General features: G+C 72.7%; 24 protein-coding genes. 13 read left to right on the top strand and 11 right to left on the bottom strand.

The features are described 5' to 3' along the window. Window positions 1-48: 48 nt before the first annotated feature. Complete coding sequence (ctaD, locus tag ACYVOM_RS23660; RefSeq protein ID WP_460305661.1) at window positions 49-1,683, top strand: aa3-type cytochrome oxidase subunit I; 1,635 nt, start codon at window positions 49-51, stop codon at window positions 1,681-1,683. A 7-nt stretch (window positions 1,684-1,690) separates the two neighbouring features. On the opposite strand, the gene ACYVOM_RS23655 is transcribed toward ctaD, so the two are convergent. Together ACYVOM_RS23655 and ACYVOM_RS23650 are read right to left on the bottom strand one after the other, a co-directional pair. After that, entirely contained in the window at window positions 1,691-2,458 is a 768-nt protein-coding gene (locus ACYVOM_RS23655) for a SpoIIAA family protein (RefSeq protein ID WP_460305660.1), read from the bottom strand. 96 nt (window positions 2,459-2,554) lie between these two features. After that, on the bottom strand, window positions 2,555-3,145 hold the full coding sequence (locus tag ACYVOM_RS23650) for a TetR/AcrR family transcriptional regulator (protein ID WP_460305659.1): 591 nt from the start codon (window positions 3,143-3,145) through the stop codon (window positions 2,555-2,557). Between ACYVOM_RS23650 and ACYVOM_RS23645 the strand changes: the two genes are divergently transcribed. The 7 genes from ACYVOM_RS23645 (at window position 3,144) to ACYVOM_RS23615 (ending at window position 9,507) form a co-directional block, all read left to right on the top strand. Further along, window positions 3,144-3,956, top strand: coding sequence for a mycofactocin-coupled SDR family oxidoreductase (locus ACYVOM_RS23645; protein ID WP_460305658.1), 813 nt, complete (start codon window positions 3,144-3,146; stop codon window positions 3,954-3,956). The genes ACYVOM_RS23650 and ACYVOM_RS23645 overlap by 2 nt on opposite strands. Window positions 3,957-4,200: 244 nt before the next feature. Next, window positions 4,201-5,166 (top strand): Rieske 2Fe-2S domain-containing protein, encoded by a 966-nt coding sequence (locus ACYVOM_RS23640; RefSeq protein WP_460305657.1) that lies wholly within the window; start codon window positions 4,201-4,203, stop codon window positions 5,164-5,166. Continuing rightward, window positions 5,163-5,915 (top strand): acetoacetate decarboxylase family protein, encoded by a 753-nt coding sequence (locus ACYVOM_RS23635; protein WP_460305656.1) that lies wholly within the window; start codon window positions 5,163-5,165, stop codon window positions 5,913-5,915. Before ACYVOM_RS23640 ends, ACYVOM_RS23635 begins: the two co-directional genes overlap by 4 nt. Window positions 5,916-5,925: 10 nt before the next feature. Continuing rightward, on the top strand, window positions 5,926-7,137 hold the full coding sequence (locus ACYVOM_RS23630) for an amidohydrolase family protein (RefSeq protein WP_460305655.1): 1,212 nt from the start codon (window positions 5,926-5,928) through the stop codon (window positions 7,135-7,137). Then, window positions 7,134-8,015, top strand: coding sequence for an SDR family NAD(P)-dependent oxidoreductase (locus ACYVOM_RS23625; RefSeq protein ID WP_460305654.1), 882 nt, complete (start codon window positions 7,134-7,136; stop codon window positions 8,013-8,015). Before ACYVOM_RS23630 ends, ACYVOM_RS23625 begins: the two co-directional genes overlap by 4 nt. A gap of 33 nt (window positions 8,016-8,048) precedes the next feature. Beyond that, window positions 8,049-8,795: a TetR/AcrR family transcriptional regulator gene (locus tag ACYVOM_RS23620; RefSeq protein WP_460305653.1), complete on the top strand. Its 747-nt coding sequence runs from the start codon at window positions 8,049-8,051 to the stop codon at window positions 8,793-8,795. A 58-nt stretch (window positions 8,796-8,853) separates the two neighbouring features. Then, window positions 8,854-9,507, top strand: coding sequence for a maltokinase N-terminal cap-like domain-containing protein (locus tag ACYVOM_RS23615; protein ID WP_460305652.1), 654 nt, complete (start codon window positions 8,854-8,856; stop codon window positions 9,505-9,507). A gap of 288 nt (window positions 9,508-9,795) precedes the next feature. Here the strand turns inward: ACYVOM_RS23615 and ACYVOM_RS23610 are convergent, their stop codons facing one another. From ACYVOM_RS23610 to ACYVOM_RS23600, 3 genes are read right to left on the bottom strand one after another with little or no spacing between them, the layout of a single operon-like run. Then, on the bottom strand, window positions 9,796-10,905 hold the full coding sequence (locus tag ACYVOM_RS23610) for an LLM class flavin-dependent oxidoreductase (RefSeq protein WP_460305651.1): 1,110 nt from the start codon (window positions 10,903-10,905) through the stop codon (window positions 9,796-9,798). A gap of 4 nt (window positions 10,906-10,909) precedes the next feature. Then, complete coding sequence (thiM, locus tag ACYVOM_RS23605) at window positions 10,910-11,737, bottom strand: hydroxyethylthiazole kinase (protein WP_460305650.1); 828 nt, start codon at window positions 11,735-11,737, stop codon at window positions 10,910-10,912. A gap of 32 nt (window positions 11,738-11,769) precedes the next feature. Beyond that, complete coding sequence (locus tag ACYVOM_RS23600; protein ID WP_460305649.1) at window positions 11,770-12,612, bottom strand: sulfurtransferase; 843 nt, start codon at window positions 12,610-12,612, stop codon at window positions 11,770-11,772. Between the two features lie 106 nt (window positions 12,613-12,718). Here ACYVOM_RS23600 and ACYVOM_RS23595 point away from each other — a divergent pair, with 106 nt between their 5' ends. Both ACYVOM_RS23595 and ACYVOM_RS23590 read left to right on the top strand, forming a co-directional pair. Then, a complete protein-coding gene (locus ACYVOM_RS23595) occupies window positions 12,719-13,360 on the top strand; it encodes a GntR family transcriptional regulator (protein WP_460305648.1) in 642 nt (213 codons plus the stop codon). 150 nt (window positions 13,361-13,510) lie between these two features. Then, entirely contained in the window at window positions 13,511-14,137 is a 627-nt protein-coding gene (locus ACYVOM_RS23590; protein WP_460305647.1) for a PaaI family thioesterase, read from the top strand. Between the two features lie 248 nt (window positions 14,138-14,385). On the opposite strand, the gene ACYVOM_RS23585 is transcribed toward ACYVOM_RS23590, so the two are convergent. Further along, entirely contained in the window at window positions 14,386-14,781 is a 396-nt protein-coding gene (locus ACYVOM_RS23585) for a VOC family protein (protein ID WP_460305646.1), read from the bottom strand. Between the two features lie 79 nt (window positions 14,782-14,860). Between ACYVOM_RS23585 and ACYVOM_RS23580 the strand changes: the two genes are divergently transcribed. Beyond that, window positions 14,861-15,844, top strand: a complete 984-nt coding sequence (locus tag ACYVOM_RS23580) for a helix-turn-helix transcriptional regulator (RefSeq protein WP_460305645.1) — start codon at window positions 14,861-14,863, stop codon at window positions 15,842-15,844. A 78-nt stretch (window positions 15,845-15,922) separates the two neighbouring features. On the opposite strand, the gene ACYVOM_RS23575 is transcribed toward ACYVOM_RS23580, so the two are convergent. Both ACYVOM_RS23575 and ACYVOM_RS23570 read right to left on the bottom strand, forming a co-directional pair. Continuing rightward, window positions 15,923-16,324 carry a MerR family transcriptional regulator gene (locus ACYVOM_RS23575; protein WP_460305644.1) on the bottom strand — a complete coding sequence of 134 codons (402 nt, stop codon included), beginning with the start codon at window positions 16,322-16,324 and terminating at the stop codon, window positions 15,923-15,925. A 15-nt stretch (window positions 16,325-16,339) separates the two neighbouring features. Then, window positions 16,340-17,323 carry a zinc-binding dehydrogenase gene (locus ACYVOM_RS23570; RefSeq protein WP_460305643.1) on the bottom strand — a complete coding sequence of 328 codons (984 nt, stop codon included), beginning with the start codon at window positions 17,321-17,323 and terminating at the stop codon, window positions 16,340-16,342. A gap of 183 nt (window positions 17,324-17,506) precedes the next feature. Here ACYVOM_RS23570 and ACYVOM_RS23565 point away from each other — a divergent pair, with 183 nt between their 5' ends. Together ACYVOM_RS23565 and ACYVOM_RS23560 are read left to right on the top strand one after the other, a co-directional pair. Next, window positions 17,507-17,908 carry a DUF732 domain-containing protein gene (locus tag ACYVOM_RS23565; protein ID WP_460305642.1) on the top strand — a complete coding sequence of 134 codons (402 nt, stop codon included), beginning with the start codon at window positions 17,507-17,509 and terminating at the stop codon, window positions 17,906-17,908. 143 nt (window positions 17,909-18,051) lie between these two features. Further along, entirely contained in the window at window positions 18,052-18,192 is a 141-nt protein-coding gene (locus ACYVOM_RS23560; RefSeq protein ID WP_460305641.1) for a hypothetical protein, read from the top strand. A gap of 34 nt (window positions 18,193-18,226) precedes the next feature. On the opposite strand, the gene ACYVOM_RS23555 is transcribed toward ACYVOM_RS23560, so the two are convergent. The 3 genes from ACYVOM_RS23555 to ACYVOM_RS23545 are packed head-to-tail and all read right to left on the bottom strand — an operon-like array spanning window position 18,227 to window position 22,013. Continuing rightward, window positions 18,227-19,444, bottom strand: a complete 1,218-nt coding sequence (locus tag ACYVOM_RS23555) for an acyl-CoA dehydrogenase family protein (protein ID WP_460305640.1) — start codon at window positions 19,442-19,444, stop codon at window positions 18,227-18,229. Beyond that, on the bottom strand, window positions 19,441-20,658 hold the full coding sequence (locus ACYVOM_RS23550) for an acyl-CoA dehydrogenase family protein (protein WP_460305639.1): 1,218 nt from the start codon (window positions 20,656-20,658) through the stop codon (window positions 19,441-19,443). The genes ACYVOM_RS23555 and ACYVOM_RS23550 overlap by 4 nt, the downstream gene beginning before the upstream one ends. Beyond that, complete coding sequence (locus tag ACYVOM_RS23545; RefSeq protein ID WP_460305638.1) at window positions 20,655-22,013, bottom strand: LLM class flavin-dependent oxidoreductase; 1,359 nt, start codon at window positions 22,011-22,013, stop codon at window positions 20,655-20,657. Before ACYVOM_RS23545 ends, ACYVOM_RS23550 begins: the two co-directional genes overlap by 4 nt. Window positions 22,014-22,042 lie beyond the last annotated feature (29 nt).

Below are 22,042 nucleotides of genomic sequence, written 5' to 3'. Positions count from 1 at the left end.
TATGTGACAAGGTCGTCGCGACGAGCAACCGGCGGCGCGGGAGGCCCCTTGACCGGAGAAACCCCCACGGCGAGCCTGCGCCCGCCGACGCCCGCGCCCAAGAGAGGCGCCCGGCTGAGCGGCGTCCTGGCGACCACCGACCACAAGGTCGTCGGCCACCTGTACCTCGCGACGGCCTTCACGATGTTCCTCGCGGCAGGGCTGATGGCCATGGTGATGCGGGCCGAACTCCTCCAGCCCGGGATGCAGTTCGTGACCCACCAGGGCTACAACCAGCTGTTCACCATCCACGGCACCGTCATGCTGCTGCTGTTCGCGACCCCGCTGTTCTCCGGGTTCGCCAACTTCCTCGTCCCGCTCCAGATCGGCGCCCCGGACGTCGCGTTCCCCCGGCTCAACACCCTCGGCTACTACCTGTTCCTGTTCGGGGCGCTCCTCGTCCTGTCGGGATTCTTCACCGAGAACGGGGCGGCGGCCTTCGGCTGGACGGGATACACGCCCCTCTCCGACTCCTCCCGCTCCCCCGGGGCCGGACCCGACCTGTGGATCGCCGGCCTCGTCCTGTCCGGTGTCGGCACGATCCTCAGCTCCGTCAACCTCGTCGCGACCATCACGCTGATGCGCGCGCCCGGCATGATGATGTTCCGGATGCCGATCTTCACGTGGAACGTCCTGTTCACCGCGCTCATGGTGCTGATCGCGTTCCCCGTGCTGGCCGCGGCGCTGCTCGTCCTGTACGCCGACCGCGAGTACGGCGCGCACGTCTTCGACACCGCGAACGGCGGCGCGATCCTCTGGCAGCACCTGTTCTGGTTCTTCGGCCACCCCGAGGTCTACATCGTCGCGCTGCCGTTCTTCGGGATCATCACCGAGATCCTCCCGGTCTTCAGCCGCAAACCCCTCTTCGGGTACTACGGCATGGTCGCGGCGACCATCAGCATCACCGGCCTGTCGATGACGGTCTGGGCGCACCACATGTTCGCCACCGGACAGGTGCTGCTGCCGTTCTTCTCCCTCATGTCGTTCCTCATCGCCGTGCCGACCGGGATCAAGTTCTTCAACTGGATCGGCACGATGTGGCGCGGCCGCCTTTCCTTCGAGACACCGATGCTGTTCGCCGTCGGATTCCTCGTCACGTTCCTGTTCGGCGGGCTCACCGGCGTCGTCCTCGCCTCCCCTCCGCTGGACTTCCAGACCACCGACAGCTACTTCGTCGTCGGGCACCTGCACTACGTCCTGTTCGGCACCGTCGTCTTCGCGATGTTCGGCGGCTTCTACTTCTGGTGGCCGAAGATGACCGGGAAGAGGCTCGACGAGAAATGGGGCCGCGTCCATTTCTGGGCGCTCTTCACGGGCTTCCAGGTGACCTTTCTCGTCCACCATCTGCTCGGCGCGCAAGGAATGCCCCGCAGGTACGCCGACTACGCCTCGGAGTTCACCGCCCTCAACGCCGTCTCCTCGCTCGGCTCGTTCCTGCTCGGCGCGTCCACCCTTGCCTTCCTGTGGAACGCGTGGATCACGCACCGGCAGGCCCTCCCCGTCGGGGTCGACGACCCGTGGGGCGCGGGCGGCTCCCTCGAATGGGCCACCACCTGCCCGCCGCCCCGCCACAACTTCGACGCCATCCCGCCGATCCGCGGCATCCGGCCCGCGTTCGACCTGCACCACGGGACTCTGGAGTGACCTCCGATCAGCCCGCGTCGGCGACCTTCTGGGCCGGGGCCGATCCGGCCCAGACGATGGCGGCGTCGAGATCGGGATAGTCGAAGTGGCGGACTTCGGCGTGCACGAAGTGGTTCACCAGGGACGGCGCCAGGTCGGCCAGGCGGCTGTCGGACACCAGGGCGACGCGCCGGACCCTGCGGTGGTGGTCGCGCACGAAGCGGACGTGCTTCAGCAGGCCCTTCACGTTCTCCCAGCCGGGGAACTCGCGGACGTGGACGACGAGCCCGGCGAGTTCGGCGTGCGTCGCCAGCCACGAGTCGGCGGTCTGCGCGAGCGCCTCGAAGTCCTGGGCGCGCAGCGGCGCCGCGACCTCGACGACCAGGACGTTCGACTCGGGAACGAGCCGATGCGACACCCCGGGGCCCTCCGGGAGGGTGCTCAGCCAGTTCGCCGCCGTTTCGCGCTCGCCGAGGGGGAAGACGCGCATCGGGCAGGGCATGAAGAATCCCGCGAGCCGGGTCGACTCCTTGATCCACTTGCTGTCGGTGACGATCGCGCAGCCGTCGAACAGGCGCAGCGCCCCCAGGCCCACCTTGACGTCCTCCCACAGGGCGCTCGGCGTGAGGCCGTGGAAGTCGGGCCCCACCTCGGCGAGGGCCCGTAGGCGCCTGCCCTCCTTGCGGGCCTGCTCGACGAGCGGGACGATCACCGTCTCATAGTCCTCCCGCGTCAGGGTGCCGACGGCCTTGACCCCGTCCACACCGGCGGGCATGCCCTCCAGTTTCTCCAGCATCGCGTCCCCCTCGCTCACATCGCCCAGCGCCCGACGGGGGGATTCCGGCACTCCTCGCCCTCTTCCCCTACCCGGATTCGCCGGACGCGCACCCGGTCAGCGCGCGATGAGGTGGACGACGCCGTCGAAGGCCTCCTCGACGACGGATTCGAGCGGGCCGACGTCGTGCAGCGCCCAGTGTTCGAGGGCCGTGGTGGCGACGTTGATGAGCAGCCCGGCGGCGACGGCCGCCTGGAGTTCGCCGGCCCCTCGGCCGAGGCGTTCGCGGAGGGCCGGCGCGAGGAGGTCCTGGGCCTGCCTGCCCGCGGCGAGCCAGCGGGCTTTCAGCGAAGGCTCGGCGAGCATGACGCGGGCGATGCTCCGACTGTTCTCGCCGGTGCGCGCCGTGGACTCCACCAGCGCGGCCCTCGCGGACACCACGAGGGGTTCGTCGGCGGGCCTGGCGGCCAGGACCGCCACCACGTCGTCAACGCCCTGGGCGAGCAGCGGGGTCAGCGCGTCGTCCTTGACGGGGCAGTGCCGGTAGAAGGTGCGCAGCGAGATTCCCGCGATCTCCTCGACGGTGGTGGCCTGGAAACCCTTGGCCTGGAACAGCTCGGCGGCCCGCACCCCGATCAGCCGCTGGAGTTCGGCCCTGGTGCGCCGCGGACCCGCGCCACCGGCCGTAAGACGAAAGAAGGAACGCATGAACAGGGTCCAGGGCAAAGTCGCCCTCATCACCGGAGCCGCACGCGGACAGGGCCGCGCCGAGGCCGTCAGACTGGCCGAGGAGGGCGCCGACCTCATCCTCACCGACCTGTGCGCCTCCCCCACCGACACCGACTACGCGGCCGCCACCCCCGAGGAGCTGGCCGAGACCGTCGCGCAGGTGGAGAAGCTCGGCCGCCGCGTCGTGCACGCCATCGCCGACGTGCGGGACCTGCCCGCGCTGGAGGCGCTCGTCGCCCGGGGCGTGGCCGAGCTGGGACGGCTCGACATCGTCGTCGCCAAGGCCGGCATCGTCACCTGGGGCCGCTTCTGGGAGATGACCTCGCAGCGCTGGCAGGACATGATCGACATCAACCTCACCGGTGTCTTCAACACCCTGCGGGCCGCCGCGCCCGCGATGATCGAGGCGGGCAACGGCGGCTCGATCATCGCCACCAGCTCCGTCGCCGGCATCAAGTCCCTGCCGGGCCAGTCCCACTACAGCGCGGCCAAGCACGGCGTCGTCGGCCTCGCGAAGTCCGCCGCGATCGAACTCGCGCCGTACCGGATCCGGGTCAACACCATCCACCCGTGGGGCGTTCGCACGCCGATGGGCGAGATGGGCGTCGAAGGGCAGCAGGTCTTCGGCGACAACCCCTCCTACGGCGCGGCGATGGGCCAGCTCCTCTTCAAGCCGAACATCTCCGAACCCGAGGACATCGCTGAGACCGTCCTCTTCCTCGCCTCCGACGAGTCCCGCACCGTCACCGCCGCCCAGATCACCGTCGACCACGGCGCGACCAAGATCTGACGCCTTTTCCGGTTACCCGTGGCCACCGGGCTCGGCGCGAGCGGGCAGACCCGCTCGCTCGCGCCGAGCCCAAGATTTCGGGCCTTGACGGGCTGCTTCGGCGATGTATTTTCGAAGAGATTTCAAAAAATCATTCGGAAATGAGGTCGCGCTGGTGGCCACCCCTTGGACCGAAGTCCTCCCATCTCCGGAAGGTCCTCCGCCGCGGAACCTGCCCGGGCTGCCGATGCCCGGGGACGCGCGGTTGCTGTTCGAACCCGGGCGCAGGCCCCGGGTGCTCCGGGAGGCGCGGGGGCGCTTTCCGTTCCCCGTGCCGAACGGGTGGTTCATCGTCGCCGCGGCGGCGGACCTCGCGGTCGGCGACGTCGTACCGGTGCACTGCTTCGGACGGGAACTCGTGCTGTTCCGCGGCAGGGACGGCGCGGCGCGGCTCATGGACGCGCACTGCTCCCATCTCGGGGCGCATCTCGCCGTCGGCGGGCAGGTCGAGGACGGGTGCATCCGCTGCCCGTTCCACGGCTGGAAGTTCGACGGCGCCACCGGCGAGTGCGTCGATGTGCCTTACGACGAGGTGGCGCACATCCCCCGGCGCGCGGGCATGCGGGCGTATCCGGTGCTGGAGCGCAACCACATGATCTGGGCGTGGCACCACCTCGAAGGCGGCGCGCCCTTCTACGACGTGCCCGAGGTGCCGGAGTTCCACGATCCGGACTGGCTGCCGATCGTCGTCCGCGAGTTCCAGATCGCGACGTGCTGCCAGGAGATGGCCGAGAACAACGTGGACCGGGCGCACTTCAAGTTCGTCCACGGCACCGACGCCGTCCCCGAGGAGGAGTTCTTCGTGGACGGCGCGTACAAGCGGGCCGTAGGGCGGGGCGGGGCCTTCGTGCGGGAAGGGTTCGGGCTGGGCCTGGGCGTCCTGCGCGTCGAGGGTTTCGCCACGTTCCTGTCCAGCACCACCCCGCTCGACGAGGACAGCGTGCACGTCCGCTGGGTCTTCACCGCGCCCCGCGCGAACGGCGACGACGCCGCCGAGCAGGCCGCCGAGATGTTCTGCACCGGTCTGAGCCAGGACATCCCGATCTGGGAGAACAAGGTCTACCGCGACCCGCCCGTCCTGCGGCCCATGGAGAAGGACATCGCCGAGCACCGCCGCTGGTCCCGGCAGTTCTATTCGCAGCCGGACCACACCGAGCAGGAGACCCGATGAGCCTGACCCGCTGGGTGCAGCCCCCGACCAAGCCCGGCCCGAGCCTGGCCGACGGCCTGCCGCCGCTGCCCGCCCTCGAAGCCGTCTACCTGACCGACCCGGCCGCCCTCGCCGAGGTCCTCCCGCCCCCGCTGAAGCCGCCGGCCGAGCCGCGCGTGCACGTCCGCGTCACCGACATCGACCTCACGTTCGGCGAGCACCGGCACAAGGAACTCGTCGGCTACTTCGCCGTCGAGGCCGAGCTCGACGGGCGGCCCGGCGAGTACCCGCTGCTCATCCCGATCGACTTGGAGCCGGCCATCGCGATCAGCCGCGAGCGGTTCGGCGAGCCGAAGAAGCTCGCGGACATCTCCCTCACCCGTGAAGGCGACGCCGTCTCCGGCACCATCACCCGCCAGGGCGTCACGTTCATCGAGATGACGGGGCGCGTCACCGGGGCGCTCCCGACGCCAGAGCCCTATCCGGCCAGGCAGTTCTGGATCAAGGCGTCCCCCGCCGTCTCCGGCGCCGGATTCGACGGCGCACCGCTGCTCGTCGTCATGGAGCAGACCCGCAGGCCCGCCTCGGTCGAGCGGGTCGAGGGCGTTCTGGTCCTGCGGGAGCTGCCCGGCTGCCCCGTCGTCGACCTGCCGGTCCGCGCACTCCTGTCGCTGACGTGGCAGCGCCGGTCCAGCGTCAACGCGCCCAAGGTCGTCGGCCCGCTCGACCCTGACGCGTTCGCCCCGTTCGCCCCGATCCGGTATCAGTGAAGGACACCCCATGAGCGACCGCTTCGTCCTTATCTCCACCGATTCCCACGCGGGCCTGCCCGCCGAGGGCTACCGCGACTACATCGACGCGAAGTACCACGAGGCGTTCGACGCCGCCCAGGTCGAGGCCGAGGCCATGCGGCAGCTCGCGGAGAACGACGAGCACCGCAGGTTCCTCGCCGAGTGGAACTCCGAGATCGGCCACCACGGCGGCATGAAGGGCGCCTACGACCCTGCCGTCCGCACCAAGGAGATGGACCACGACGGGGTGGCCGCCGAGGTCGTCTTCCCCGACGCGGACTCGGCCGGCGTCGGCGGCGTCGCCAAGACCCCGTTCTCCGCGGGACTCGGCTCCACCGGCGACGACGACGCCGAGATGACCCTCGCCGGAGCCTGGGCGCACAACCGGTGGATCGCCGAGTTCTGCCAGGACAGCCCTGAGCGCCGCGCGGGCGTCGCCATCGTGCCGATGCACGACATCGGCGCCGCGGTGAAGATGATCGAGTGGTCGGCCGGCCACGGGCTGCGCGGCGGCATCATGATCCCGACCAAGTGGGGCGCTCTGCCGTCGTACAACGACCCTGTCTACGACCCCGTCTGGGCGGCCGCCTCCGCGACCGGCCTACCCGTGCACACGCACTCCGGCGTAGGCCCCGATCCCGACGACTACGGCTACACCCCCGGCCTCATCGCCATCTACGCCACCGAGGCCTACTGGTGGGCCGCCCGCCCGCTCTGGGCGCTCATCCTCGGCGGCGTCTTCGAGCGGCACCCCGCCCTCAAGTACGTCATCGCCGAGAACGGCGCGTGGTGGACGCCCGACATCATCAGCCGCATGGACAGCAAGTGGGAAGGCCACCACGCCACCCGCAAGTTCGGCCCGGCCGCCTTCCGCTCCGGCCTCACCATGAAGCCCGGCGAGTATTTCCGCCGCAACTGCTTCATGGCCGCCTCCGTCATGGGCGACGTCGAGGTCGACCGGCGGCACGAGATCGGCATCGGGAACCTCATGTGGGGCAGCGACTACCCGCACCCCGAAGGCACCTGGCCGAACACCAGGCCGTGGCTCACCGAGCGGTTCGGGCGCATCCCGCAGGACGAGGCGCGGCGCATCCTCGGGCTCACCGCCGCCGAGGTGTACGGCTTCGACCTCGACGCGCTCGCCCCGCACGTGGAGCGGGTGGGGCCGACCGTCGCGGAGATCCACGGGAGCGGCGCGTGAGCGCCCGTCTGACCGGCTACGCGGGCCGGACCGTCGTCATCACCGGGGGCGCGTCCGGGATCGGCCGCGCGCTGGGGAAGGCGTTCGCTGCGGAGCGGGCCCGGGTCGTCCTCGCCGACGTGGAGGAGGGGGCGCTCGCCGCCACGGTCGAAGAACTGGGCGGGGAGGTCACCGGGGTGCGGTGCGACGTCACCGATCCGGCGTCCGTCGAGGCGCTCGCCGAAGGGGTGTTCGCGAGCCATGGGGCGGTTCACGTGCTGGTGAACAACGCGGGGGTCGGCGCCCCGTCGGCCGCGCCGTGGGAGACGACGCCGAACGACTGGCGATGGGTCCACTCCGTCAACGTGTTCGGGGTCGCGCACGGCGTCCAGGCGTTCGTGCCGCGGATGCTGGCGAGCGGCGAGCCCGGCCACGTCGTCAACACCGCGTCCGCGGACGGGGCGGTGAACCCGCTGCCGGACGCGTCGGTGTACGCGGCGAGCAAGGCCGCCGTGGCGACCCTCACCGAATGCCTCGCCGCGCGGCTCGAAGCCGAGGGCGCGCCCCTCGGCGTCTCGCTGTTCCTGCCGGGCGGCGGCGTCCTCGACACCGGCCTGTGGACCGCCGACCGCAACCGCCCTTCCGATCTCGCCCGCGAACGGCCCCGGGCGCGGCCCGGCATGACCGTCCGGCAGTTCCAGGCGCTCATGGCCGAACGCGGCGCCGAACTCGCCCTGCGCCCGCTCGACGAGCTCGCCGCGGAACTCCTCGAAGGCGTCCTCAAAGGCGTCTACTGCGTCACCGACGACCTCGGCGACGCCGCCGCCCAACTGCACGCCCGCGCCGACCTCCTCGCGCAGGGGCGGCACCCCACCTTGGAGGTCGGTCTGCGATCCTGACGACTTGACCCGTCCCGCTACCTTCGGAGCACCGTGAGCGATCGCCAGCCGCCCGGCCCCGCGGACCGGGCGGCCCCGGCGCGGACCGCGCCCCGCAAGGGCAGGCCGCCGCGCATCGACCGGGCCGCCATCGCGGCGGCGGCCGGCGCCCTCCCGCTGACCGACCTGAGCATGCGCACGGTCGCCGAACGCCTCGGCGTCACCGTCTCCAGCCTGTACCACTACGTCGCCGGCCGCGACGATCTGTTCGCGCTCGCCGCTGACCAGACCGCGCGCCGCCTCGCCCTGCCCGTCGACCACGGGCAGCACTGGGCCGTCTGGTTCCACGAGTGGGCCACCTACATCCAGCGCGCCTTCGTCGCCGACCCCGGCCTGCTCAGGCAGTACATCGACGGCGCCATCAGCGCCGAGGCCATGGCCGACAACATCGACGCCGCCCTCGGCCTCTGCGTCCGGCAGGGCTTCACCCCCGCCGAAGCCCTGCACGCCTACGACCTCGTCTCCGCCTGCGCCCTCGGCGCCGCCGTCGCCCGCATCCGCGCCGACGCGGCCACCGCCGCGGGCCGCGACCTGACCCGCGACGTCCACCGCCTCCTCGCCGACGGCCGCCCCCTCCCCCAGCTGTCCGCGCTGGCGTCCTCCGGCGCCCTCGACGCCCCGCCGCCGTTCCACGACCACATCAGCACGGTCCTCCTCGGCCTGGCCCTGCGCCGAGGCGAGGACACCGTCCGGATCGGCGCCCTCCTCGACGCCGAGCGCGACCGGGCGCAGCGCGGGTGATTCCGGCGCGGCGGTGCGAGGATGCGGACGCGCACCCGACCAACGGAGGGACCCCGGCATGGCCGTCATCCACCGCACCACGCTCCAGCCGTCCAAGCTGGAACTCCTCACCTCCTGGCTGCCCTCCCGACCCTGGTACGCCGGTCCGGGCACGCCGGACCTCGCCAAGGCGGGCGGCTTCCGCCTCGACGACCCCGCCGACGAGGTCGGCATCGAGTTCCTCATCGTGACCGACACCGCCGCCCCCGAACCCGTCGCCTACCTCGTGCCGCTCACCTACCGGGCCGCTCCACTCGACGGCGCCGACCACGCCCTCGTCGGCACCATGGAGCACGGCGTGCTGGGCCGCCGCTGGGCCTACGACGGCGCCCACGACCCCGTCCTCGTCGCCCGACTCCTCGCCCTGATCGAAGGACGCGCCGAACCCCAGGACCAGAACACCAGCGACACGCCGGACCGCACCATCACCCGCGCCTGCCTCAACGGCACCTCCCTCGCGGGCTTCACCGGCACCCCCACCGACGACCGCGAGGCCACCGAACTGTCCGGACGGGACGGCACGACCCTCCGCCTCCACCGCGTCCTCACCCCCGCCCCGAACGGCGTCCCCGTCCTCCCCCCGAACGCGACCGCCCACGTCTCCGGCCCCTGGCGATCCACCGACGGCACCCCGTCCCACGGCCTCCTCGCCGTCCTCCACACCCACCCGTAGACCGGACGCGTTCCCCCCTCGCTTCGCGCGGAGGACCCGGCCCGCGTCGAGTCGCGCCCGACGAGACCGCGGGATGAGGGACAGGCCGACCCGGGCCGGGCGGCGCGGCTCCGCGACGGCCGTCACGGAGTCCCGACCCGGCCGGTGCGGGGCGCTCGGAGCCGTCGGCGGGCTCAGCCTGCCGTGGGCGGCGCCGGGTCCTGGCGAGCGGCGGCCCGGACTCGGTCCGACCCATCCGGTTCGCCGGAACGCGCACCCGGAGTGCGGGGTGCGGCGCCCGCCGAAGGTCTACGGGATCGCGTTGAACCTCGGGATGAGGTGTTCGGCCACCTGGTCGGCTTCTTCGGTGAGGGGCCAGCCTGCGAGGATCAGGGCGGTGAGGCCGGTGCGGGTGCGGGCGTCGGCGACGGTCGCGGCGAGGGCGTCGGGCGTGCCCACGAGGTAGACGGCCGAGGAGCCTGTGCTGAAGATGTCCAGCGGGGACCAGGCGGTGATGCCCGCGTAGAGGTTGTCGCCGATCTTCAGGTCGCGCGGGTGCGGGAGCCGCCCGGCGAGGAGGGTGTCGACCCACCTCTGGCGGAGGGCGTCGCGCGCGGTGAAGGTCTTCAGGTCCTGGGCGCCGTGGGTGCGGCGGCGGACCGCCTGGTCGAGGACCTCGGTGATCCGCTCGATCCCGGTGACCTCGAAGAGGGACGCGAGCCTGTCCAGGGCCTCGGCCTCCGTCGGGCGGACGATGACGCCGGCGAGCGCGCCGAAGTCCGTCAGCTCGCGGCCCGCGGCCTCGGCCGACGCGCGGGCCGTGCCGAACTTCTCGGCGAGGAAGTCCGGGTGCCGCATCATCGTCAGGTAGGCGTCGAGGACCTGGCCGGAGTTGGCGAGGCCCGCCTCGGAGTCGCCCGCGCCCCACACCGGGACTCCGTTCGGCGCGGTCGGCTCCATGCGCAGCGGGGTGTTCGGGAAGTTGGAGTCCGCGCCCTCCCGGTAGAGGCGGCGGAAGTCCTCCCAGTAGGCGCGGCCGAGCTCGTAGCGCTCGTCGTGCTCGGTCTGCATCCCGTACTTGGTGAGAATGTTGTCGCGCCCGTTGACCGAGTTGATGAGCAGGCGGCCGGCAGAGAACGCGTCGAAGGCGAGGGCCTTCTCCGACAGGAGCCGGGCCGGGATCATCCGGGCGTACACCGCGACGAGGAACTTCATCGACGTCGTGTGCGCGGCAGCCACGGACGCCGAGACGAACGGGTCGTTCGGCCACGTCGCGACCAGGGCGCCTTCGAAGCCTCCCTGGTCGATGGTCTTCGCGAGCTTGATGTAGCGCGCTGGGTCGAAGTCGTAGAGGCCGTCCGGGCTCCACGGGTACTCCCCGTCGGCTGGGCTGAGGTACCAGAAGGTCTTGACGGTCATGCGATCACACCTGTTCGATTCGGGCGCTCTCGCGCAGATCGTCCGGGGAGACCGAGGCGAGCGCGTCCAGGAAGGCCGGGGCGAAGGTGCCCGGGCCGGACGAGTTCTTCTCGGCCCGCTCGGAAGCCACCGCGAAGTGGGCGTGCGCGGCGACGAGGCCGGTGAACGGGTCGGCGACGGCCAGGTAGGCGGCGGACAGGGCGCCGAGCGAGCAGCCGGTGGCGGTGACGCGCGGCAGCAGCGCGCTTCCGCCGTGGACGCGGACGGTCTGCGGCGTGCCGTCGACCCGTCCGACGATGTAGTCGACGGGGCCGGAGGCCGAGACGGCGCCGGCGACGTCGAGGAGGGCGAGCGCGGCCGGGACCGCGTCGGCGGCGTCGGCGGAGCTGTCCACGCCGCGGCCCTCGCCGCCGAGCCCGGCGACCGCTGAGATCTCCGAGCCGTTGCCGCGGATCGCGGTCGGCCGGTGGGCGAGCAGTTCGGCGGCGAGCCCGGTGCGCCAGGGCAGCCCGCCGACGCCGACCGGGTCGAGCACCCACGGGGTGCCCTTCTCGTGGGCGGTGCGCGCGGCCTCTTCGAAGGCCGCGGCCTGGAAGTCGGTCGGGGTGCCGAGGTTGACCAGGACGCCCCCGGCGATTCCGGCGAAGAACGCGGCCTCGTGCGGGTTGTCGATGACGGCGTTGGTGGCGCCCGCGGCCAGGAGCACGTTGGTCAGGTAGTTGGCCGAGACGATGTTGGTGAGCGACTGGACGAGCGGCACGGTCTCGCGCAGGCGCTCCAGCGCGGCGGCCGCGGTTTCGGCGGAGGGCGTGACGGAGGCGGAGGCGGTCATGGAACGTTCCCTTCTGAGGGCGGGCGGGGGGATCAGGTGAAGACGAGGGGCAGAGACGGGTCGGCGCTCCACTCCTCAAGGGAGCCGTCGTAGACGCGCACGTTCGTGTGGCCGTCGAGGACGAGGCCCAGGGCGGTGAGGCAGGCGGAGACGCCACCGCCGCAGTAGACGACGATGGGCTCATCCCGGTCGCCGGGCGCGGCGGCCAGGGCGGCGGAGAGGTCCGCGCCCGGAAGGACCGTGCCTTCCGCGGTGAGCAGGCTCTTGGCGGGGACGCTGAGGCTGCCGGGGATGTATCCGCGGCGGCTGTAGCGGGTCGGGTTGACGCCGGCGAGGTAGTCGGGACCCAGCGCGCACACGAGTGCGCCGGGGGCCTTGCCGAGGCTCAGCGCCTGCGCCTCGGCGCGGTTCGCCCACAGGCCGCGGCTGTTTCCCGGGTCGGGAAGGCACCCTGCGGGGCGGGCGGGTTCCTCGCCGGACGCGACGGGGCCCTGCCAGGCGGGCAGGCCGCCGTCCAGGACGCGCGCCTCGAAGCCCGCGTCGCGGAGCGTCCACCAGGCGCGGGCCGCCCACTGCATGGACCCTGCGTCGTAGAGGACGATCGGCAGGCCCGGGACGGCGCCGAGCTCGGCGAGCTCGGCGGCGACCTGGGCCGGGGAGGGGCTGCCGAAGTGGAAGGACGCGAACGGGTCGGCGAAGACCGTCCTGAGGTCCACGTGCGCCGAGCCTGGGATGTGCCGGTCGAGCCACGGGCCCCTGCCGGACTCCGAGCGGTAGTCGCCGTCGAACTCCGCCGCGGCCAGGCGCACGGTCACGTCGAGGACGAGGGCGTCGCCGATCGCGGCCAGCTCGGCCGCGGAGATCAACTCCTGCACTCCGAAAATTCCCCCTTGTGTCGCATCATGTCGACATGTGTCGACACGCGTCTCCACAAGACTACCCAGTTGGTAGGATTAGGCGAAACCGCCCCCGGAGGCCCGCTTGACCGAGACCACCCACCCCGACCGGCTCACCCACTACTGGCAGCTCCGCCAGGACATCCTGGACGGCGCGTTCCCGCGCGACTCGACCCTCCTGGAGACCGCGCTCAGCAGCCGCTACGGGACGTCGCGGGCACCGATCCGCGAAGCCCTCACGCTGCTGGAGCACGACGGGCTGATCGAGCGGGCCGCACGCGGATACCGGGTCAGGTCAGGCCGCCCCGAGGACGTCGTGGAGATCTACGAGGCGCGGATCGGCCTGGAGGCCGAGGCCGCCGGCGCCGCCGCGCTGCGCCGCACCGACCTCGACCTCGCGCGGATGGCCCGCCAGCACGACCTGTGCTGCACCGCCGCCGACGAGGCGACGGGCCGGGCGAACCACTTCCGCTTCCACGAGGCGCTGTGGCAGGCCGCGCACAACACGACGATCACGTCGCTGCTGGAGAAGCTCACGACGCGGCTGCGGATCTACGACAGCGGCCCGCCCGCGTCCTACGGGGACCTCGAACTCCTCAACGCCGAGCACGGACGGATCATGACCGCGCTGCGCGACCGCGATCCGGAGACCGCCCGCGCCGAGATGCGCGCCCACCTCCAGCGCAGCCTCGACCTCCGCATCCAGTCGATCGCCGAGGAGAACTGAGCGCGATCTCCCTCACGTGAGGGAGGCGGCGGGGTGGCGGAACGCGATCACATGGACCGTGTCGGTGAAGGGTGCTCGGGCGGATTCGGGATGCGCTGAGGGCCACCCGGCCGTCAGTGATCCCTGACAGATCAGATATCAATGCCGGGTATGAGCGAACAGACCCTCCCGCACCGTGCCGCGCCCGAGAGCTGGGGCGTCGTCTGGCCCGCCGATCACGGCGGCCCGGACTTCGCGCCGATGATCGAGGCGCTGCGCCTGCTGAACGACAGGCTGATGGGTGCGGACGTGCCCCCGGCCCTGTCCGCGCGGATGCGGGGGCACTTCGAGCGGATCTCCGCCGAGCTCGCCGAGCACCAGGTGCCCGAGTCGCTCCAGGTCGTGGGTCATCTGGCCGGCCCGGGGCAGGGGCAGACCTTCGTCCCGGTCTACACGGTGGACCACTGCGACGCCACCCGCCTGCGCGGCAGGGTCACCTTCGGCCGGTACTACCTGGGCCGCGCCTCGGCCGTCCACGGCGGCGCCATCACCCTGCTCTTCGACGCGCTCCTCGGGCACCTCGCCAACTCCTCCGGCACCCGCCTCCCCTCCCGCACCGCCTACCTGAACACCTCCTTCCGCGCCCTCACCCCCATCGAGACCGAACTCCACTTCGAGATCGACTACGTGCGCGAGGAAGGCCGCAAACGCTTCGCCCACGGCCGCCTTCTCCACGACACCACCCTCTGCTCCGAGTTCGAGGGCCTCTCCATCGAGCTGAAGCCCGGCCAGAGCTGAGCCCCCGATCGGGCGGCCGCCGCGGTTCCCGCGCCCCTGCCGCGGGACCCACGGCCCACGGGCTGATCAGGCAGCGGTGACCGGTCGGTGGTCCTCGCGGACCACCGCGGCTCAGGGGTGAATCGACCAGCCGTCCCGAGTCGTTCACACCGGCATCGCCGGAGCGCCAGGGCCCACGCGCAACAGGCCGGGCGCAGGCCTTGCCCGGGGGCGGTCCGTCAGGGGGCGGTCGGTCAGGGGGCGGTCGGTCAGGGGGCGGACATGTCCAGGTAGTGGCGGTTGTACATGACGCCCAGGAGGTTGCCGAAGGGGTCGCGGACCGCGGCGGTGGTGAAGCCCGGGCCGCGCTCGGTGGGCTTCTCGTGGAGGGTCGCGCCCAGGTCCAGCAGACGGTCGACGGCGGACTCGACGTCGTCGACGTGCCAGTAGACGATCGCGCCGCCCTCACCTCGGTGGGGGGCGAAGCGGGCGTCGATGATGCCCAGTTCGTGCTGGTGGTCCCCGATCCGGAACTCCACGTAGGCGGCGGGGCCCTCGGCCGGGCGGCGGAAGTAGGGGTCGGTGTCCAGGAAGGCGGTGTACCAGGCGGCGGCCGCCGCCACGTCGTCGGCGTAGAAGCTGACGGTGGTGAGTCCTCGCAACATGGGCTGTTCCTTTCGTCGAACCCCATGCTGCTCCGCAAAGTGCTCACCTCATGAGCACTTTTCCGGGCATTCTGGACTCATGCGCGCTGATCGGCTCGTCGCCGCCCTTCTCTTCCTGCAGACCCGGGAACGGGTGAAGGCCGCTGACCTCGCCCGGGAACTGGAGGTCTCGGTGGCGACGGCCCGCCGCGACCTCGAGGCGCTGTCGGCAGCGGGAGTGCCGGTGTACCCGCAGCCGGGCAGAGGCGGCGGCTGGGCCCTGGTCGGCGGCGCGCGCACCGACCTGAGCGGACTCACCGAACCCGAGGCGCGCAGCCTGTTCCTGCTGCTCGGCCCCGCCGCGGCCGGGTCGGGCGAGGCGCGCACGGCGCTGCGCAAACTGCTCCGCGCCCTGCCGCGGACCTTCCGCGCGGACGCCGCGGCCGCCGCCGACGCCACCATGGTCGACCCGGCCGGCTGGGGCGAGAACGAGACCGGACGTCCGCCGCTGGTGGAACTGCTGCAAGGCTGCGTGGTGCGCCGGACCAGGGTCCGGCTGGAGTACCGGGCCGTGCGCGGCGCGCCCGGCGAGCGGCTGGTCGATCCGTGGGGCCTCGTCGACAAGGACGCCACCTGGTACCTGATCGCCGGGACGGAGCGGGGCCGCCGCACGTTCCGGCTCGACCGCATCCTCGGCGCGCAGCCGACGGACGAGGTCTTCGCCCGCCCGGACGGCTTCGTGCTCGCCGAGGCCTGGGCGCAGACCGTCGGCGAGATCGAGGAGCGGCGCTCGCGCACCTGGGCGACGGTCCTGCTGCCGACCGGTCTCCTCCCCGTCCTGCACGACAGGTTCGGCCGCCACTGCCGCAGCGAGGCCGACCTCGGCGACGGCCGCTCCCGGGCCCGCGTCGCCGCCCCGACCCCGCTCGACCTCGCCCGCCACCTGGCAGGCTGGGGCGCCCTCATCGAAGTGACCGAACCCGAGACCGTCCGCGCCGAACTGGCGCGCCTCGGCGCCGAACTCACCGCCAGCCACAGCACGTCCGCGCCGCTCCCCGACGGACAGAACCGCCTCCCCCGATGACGCTCACGGGAAGCGCCGCTAGCTTCGCGCCGCGGCGCGCACGAGGACTTGTGGACACCGTGCAGGGGTCCTCTCCCGTCAGGGGTGGGCGGCCAGGGTGGTCCGGCAGGGGTGGGCGGCCGGGGTGGCGAGGGCGGCGGCCAGGCGGGTGCGGAGCAGGGTGAGGCGGGCGATCTCGGCGTCGAGGGCGGCCAGGCGGGAGGCGGCGACGCCCTGGGAGGAGTGGCAGGGCGCCGTCCCGTAGGCGGGCAGCCCTTCGCCGTCGAAGGCGTCGAGGCGGTCCGCCGAGGAGCGGACGTCCTCGATGGTGAGGCCCAGCGACAGCAGGAGGCGGACGGTGCGGACGCGGCGGAGCTCGGGCGGCCCGTACTCGCGCTGACCGGACGGGGTCCGCGGCACCGTGAGCAGGCCGCGTTCCTCGTACAGGCGCAGCGCCCTCGGCGTGGTGCCCGTGACCGCCGCCGCGTCCCCGATCCGCATGGTCCCCTCCCGGGCCTAGAGCGCCACGATGACGGTGCCGAGATGGACGCCCGCCAGCAGTTCGGTCAACGCCCTGGGCGCGCCGGACAATCCCGGCACACGCGTGTGCGGGAAGCGGATCTCGCCGGAGCGCAGCCAGGAGCCGAGCCGCCGGGTGCCCTCGCTGCGCTCCTCGGGGTCGAGGCCGCCGAATCCGCGCAGCATGACCGCCTTGGCGACGAGCTGGAAGGTGTCCAGTTCGACCGGCGCGTCGGTGCCGGTCCGGGCCGGGTCGAGCTGGCCGCCCAGCGTCCCGACCAGCACGATCCGCGCCCCCGGCCGGGCGGCGGCGACCGCGGCGCGCAGGGGCGCGCCGCCGACGGTGTCGATGACGACGTCGACGCCGTCCGGCGCGGCCTCGGCCAGCCCGGCGGCGTCTCTCGGCACGACGGCGTCGTAGCCCAGCTCCGCCGTCATCCGCGCCGCCTTCTCCGCCGAGCCCGTGCTCCCGATGACGCGGCCCGCGCCGAGGAGCCGCGCGACCTGGCCCGCCATCGACCCGACGCCGCCGGCTCCGCCCGTCACGAGCACGGTCTCCCCCGGCCGCAGGGCCGCGTCCCGGGTGAGGGCCGCGTACGCGAGCGCGCCCTGCGACAGGTGCGCGGCGGGGTCGGGCAGCGTGTCGTCCAGCGGGACCGCCTCTGCCACAGGGACCGCGGCGTAATCCCGCCACCCGAGGAAATGCGCGACGAGCGTGCCCGGCTCGGGGCCGCCCGCGGGGGCCGCGACCACCTCGCCGACCGCGGGCCCGAACAGCGCGTCACCCGCCCGCAGGGCCGGGAACGGCGTGCCCGGCACCCCGCCGCCCAGCAGCGTCCGCAGCGACGGGAACACCGCGAACCACCGGTTGCGCACCAGCAGCTCGCCCTCCCCCGCCGCCGGGACCGGCGCCTCCACCAACGCGAGATCCCGCTCGGACGGCAGTCCCACCGGCACCGAGGCGACCCGGATCTCCCGCATCACACCTTGCCCTACCGCAACACCCATGACGTGCCTCCTTGAGGTCCGGGCCCTTCCGCCGGGCCCGGCGCCCGGAACCGTAACCCCTCACCCGCGCGTCAAGGGCAAGGCCTTCAGGCGCGATCCGTACCGCCTGCGCCGATTCCCGGACGGGCCGGGCGGCGCGTCGCTACGTTCGCCCTTATGCGAATCGCGAGCGTGGTGGCCGCCCTCCTGCTCACCGGCGGTTGCGCGGCGTCGGCGGCGGAGGCGCCCGGAGGGCGCGCGTCCGTCGCCGAGGGCGCGGCGCAGACGGCCACCTCGCGGGCGGACGCCTACGACCAGGTGCCGTCCGCCGACCGCAGGGCGTTCCTCGCCGCGCTGGCGCAGGCCGACCCCCGCCTCGTGCGGAACGGCCCGCAGAAGCGCCGCGCGCTCCGCCGCGCCGTCGCCATCTGCTCCCTCCTCGACGAGGGCCTGCCTGCCGCCGCGATCGTGGAGAAAGTCTCCGCGGCGTTCACCGGCCGCCGCGCCGACGTCACGCCCGCCGAGGCCGCGGCCCTGCTCCCAGCGCTCCGCGCGCACGTCTGCCGCCGCCTCGGCTGACCCGCCCCGCGCTCGCGCGAGGTCTGGTGTTGGTCAGCCGAAGGTCGCCTCGGCGGCGGTTGCTTCACTGTTCGCGTGCGTGACCGCCAAGGACTGGTCATCTGGGAAGCGGGCACGGCGGGGGTGTCGGCATCCTCGCCGTCATGACTACGGGGTATGTGAACGAGGACGACCGGTTGCTGCACGCCGTGCTCGACGTGCTGGGCGTGCTGGATCCGTCGGCGGGGACCGGCATGTGGGGGTGGGCTGAGGCCCTGTTCGACGAGGCCTCCGCCGACCGATGAGGTCCGGGTCGCCGGGGCCCGGACCGGCGGACGGTCAGCGGTACCCGGAGGCTTCGGGTTCGTGGCCGTTCACGAAGTAGCGGCCCAGCTCGTGCTGCTTGTAGGCGACCGGGTCGTGGAGGCTCAGCGTGCGCAGGTCGCGCCAGAAGCGGCCCAGGGCGTACTCGGTGCCGGTGGAGCGGGCGCCCGTGAGGTCGAACAGTTCGGACGCGGCCTTCAGCGTGACCTCCGTGGAGGAGATCTTCAGGCTGACGATGGTCTCGGCGACGGCCGCGCGCTCGGCGGGGGTCGCTTCCGGGCCGCGGGCGTGCAGCCATGCCAGGGCCCTCTCCGCGCGGTCGACGAGGGCGGAGACCGCCTGGAGGCGGGCCACGTGACCGCCGTACCCCTGGAGGATGAAAGGCTCCTCGCTGCCCTCCTCGACCAGGGAGTGGTACCACGGCCGAGTGCGGGTGCGCGTGTACTCGGCGCCTTCCAGCAGGGCGCCTTCCGCGACGCCCAGCTGAAGGGTGCCGAAGATGAGCTGGAAGTTGAGCACGCCGAGCGACTGGTGCGGCGGCGGTGCCGCGTCCAGCGGGCCCAGGTCGGCGACGATCGCCTCGGCGGATACGGGCACGTCCGTCAGGGTGATCTCGCGGCTCGCGGTGAGGCGCTGCCCGAGCACGTCCCAGCCGCCCGTGTAGGCGATCCCCTCGGCGGCGGCGTCGACCGCGACGACCATCGCGTGGCCGGTCTCGGCGTGCACGACGCGGGTGAAGATCCGGTCGCAGACGGGCGCGCCGGTCGCGAAGCCGCTGTCGCCGGTCACGACGTGGCCGCCGCCCGCCGGGATCAGCTTCGGGAATCCGGCCCGGTTGTGCCCCGGGCTCGCCCACAGCAGGCCGCGCGCGGCGGTCTCGCGGAGCTGCCCGTCGGCCTCAGGCGTCCGGAAGTGCTCCAGGACCCGCAGCCACGCGTAGTGGTAGGCGAGGATGTGCGCGACGGAGGCGTCGGTGCGGGCGATGAGCCGGGAGACCATGAGGCCGGTCCGGAAGGCCGCGCCGTGCCCGCCGAACTCCGCCGGGATAGTCAGCGCGAGCAGCCCGTGCGCGCGCAGCAGCGCCATCTCCGCGTGCGGCTCCATGTTGGCCGCGTCGCGCTCCACGACGTCGGCGCGCAGCTTAGCGGCCGCCTCGGCGGCGACGCCCAGCCAGCGGCTCAACTCCGGGTCGTCGGGGACGCTCGGATCCGGGACGAGGTCGAGTCGGTTCACTGCTTCACTCCCACGATCCACGAGTAGGCGGGCGCCGCCTGGTTGACCAGGTGGTCGCCGACCACGCGCTCCTTGTAGATGACCGGGTTGTGCACCGCGAGGGTGCGCGCGTTGCGCCAGTGCCGGTCCAGCGCCCTCTCGCGCTGGACGGTCGAGGCGCCGCCGGTCTCGAACAGCAGGGTCGCCGCCCGCAGGACGGTGTCGGCGACGGTGAGGTGCGCCTGGGACGCGGCGATCTCTGCCGCGTCGAACGCCTCCTGCGGGACGTCCCCGGCGGCCCTCCGCGTGTTGATCGACTCGAGCCGGGCGACGGCGGCGAGGGTCGTCGCCTCGGCGGCGAACGCCAGCCCGGACAGCCGCCCGACGACCTGCTGGACGAGCGGGTCCTCGGCCGCCGACGGGCCGCTGCCGTGGCTGAAGACGCGCTTGCGGCCCCGGACGTACTCGACGGCGTCCCTGACGACGGCGCGGGCGATGCCGCTGAGCGCCGCCAGATGGAACAGCTGGTAGAAGGCGATCATGTAGCTGGGGCCGCGGTCGGCGAACCAGAACACGTCGGCGGGCTCGACCTCCGCGCCGTCCAGGACCGTGGTGCCGGAGCCGGTGAGGCGCTGGCCGAAGCCGTCCCAGTCGTCGACGCGGGTGACTCCGGGCGCGTCGGCGGGCACCAGCGCGAAGCCCTGCGCCTCGTCGCCGCAGCGGGCGAGGACCGCGATCCAGTCGGCGTAGAGGCTGCCGGTGCTGTAGTGCTTCGTGCCGGTCAGCCGCCACGTCGGCCCGTCGCCGGTGAGCACGGTCGCGACGGCGCCGAGGGCTCCGCCGCCGATCTCGGTGGTGGCGTTGCCGATGATCGCGCCCGCGCCGATCCGCTTCAGCCAGCGCTCGCGGGCCTCCCCGTCGGCGTCGTGCAGCCGCTCCTCGAGCAGGCCGAAGTGGGCGCGCAGGATCTGCGGCAGGTTCGAGTCGGCCTCGCCGAGCTCGACCAGCAGCCGGAACAGCTGGGTGACGCTCGCGCCGGACCCGCCGAACTCCTCGGGCACCCGCACCGCGCCGAACCCCGCCTCCTTCAGCCAGGCGATCGGCTCGTAGGCGAGGCCGCGGCGGAGTTCCCGGTCCACCGCGCCCTCAGCGATCCGCGCGAACACCGGCCGGAACCGGGCCGCGAGCTCCTCGTAGGCCGCCTCTTCGCCGGCGACGGGCAGCGGGGCGTTCATTCGGACTCCTTGAACGCGCCGCGGTGGCGCGCGGCGGGGTGGCGGTCGTTGATGAGGTCGGAGCCGAACAGCTTCTTGCGCAGCGAGCCGTCGGCGTACTCCTCCTGGGCGAGGCCTCGCCCCCGCAGAACGGGCATGACGTGGTCGATGAACTCCTGGTAGGAGGACGGAAGCCGCCAGTTGACGACGTTGATGCCGTCCACGCCCGCGTGCGCCCACTCCTGGATGGCGTCGGCGATCTGCTCGGGCGTCCCGACGATCCGGGCGCGCTTGGCGAGGATCGCCCCGAGGTCGGCCACCCGCGGCTCCCGGTCGGGAACGCTGCGTCGCAGCCACTCGAGGATGCCCTTGCTCGCCTCGGTGTCGATGTCCTTGAGCAGGGTCTCGGGCGGGTACACGGTGCCGTCGGGGCGCGTCCCGAAGTTCATGTGGGCGAGCAGGCCCTCGGTGCTGATGTACTCCTCCAGGTCGGCCTCCTTGCGACGCGCCTCCTCCTCGGTGGCACCGACGACGAAGGAGATGCCCTGGAAGAACTTGATGTCCGAGGCGAGACGGCCCGCCTCGACGGCGAGCTTCCGCGTCGCGGCGATGCCTTCGGCGGCGACCTGCGGGCTCGGCGCGGCGATGAACACCGCCTCGGCGTGCCGGGCGGCGAAGGAGCGGCCGGCGTCGGACGCGCCGGCCTGGAACAGCAGCGGGGTGCGCTGCGCCGACGGCGACGGCAGGTGCGGCCCCTCGACGGAGTAGTACTCGCCCTTGTGCCGGATCTTGTGGATCTTGGAACGGTCCGCGAAGACCCCGCTCGCACGGTCCTTCAGGAGCGCGCCGTCGTCCCACGAGCCCTCCCAGAGCTTGTAGGCGACGTCGACGTACTCCTCGGCCCGCCGGTACCGCTCGTCATGCGCGACGAGGCCGTCGAGGCCGAGGTTGCGGGCTCCGTTCTCCTGGGTGCCGGTGACCACGTTCCAGGCGACGCGGCCCTTGGAGATGTGGTCGAGGGTGGAGATCTGCCGGGCGAAGGTGAACGGCGGCAACTGGTAGATGCCGCTGGTGTAGGCCAGGCCCAGGTGCTCGGTGTGCACCGCGAGCGCCGACAGCAGGACGGCCGGGTCGTTGCTGGGGATCTGGAGGCCGTGTCGGGTGTAGACCTCGTAGTCGCCGTCGCCCGGCCCGTACAGCCCGGACACGTCGGCGAAGAAGATCGCGTCGAAGCGGCCCGCCTCCAGCCGCTTGGCGAGATCGACCCAGAACTCCACGTCGTTGAAGTCGACCTGGCCGGAGTCCGGATGCCGCCACTGGCCGTGCTGGATGTGCGATGCGGTGTTCATGACGAACGCGTTGTAGTGAAGCGTCATCCTCTGTCCTTCTGGAGAAAGGGGGGTCT

The organism is Actinocorallia aurea (assembly GCF_054783995.1).
The sequence above is the reverse complement of the archived record's forward strand: the minus strand, read 5'-3'. Positions and strand labels throughout refer to the sequence as shown.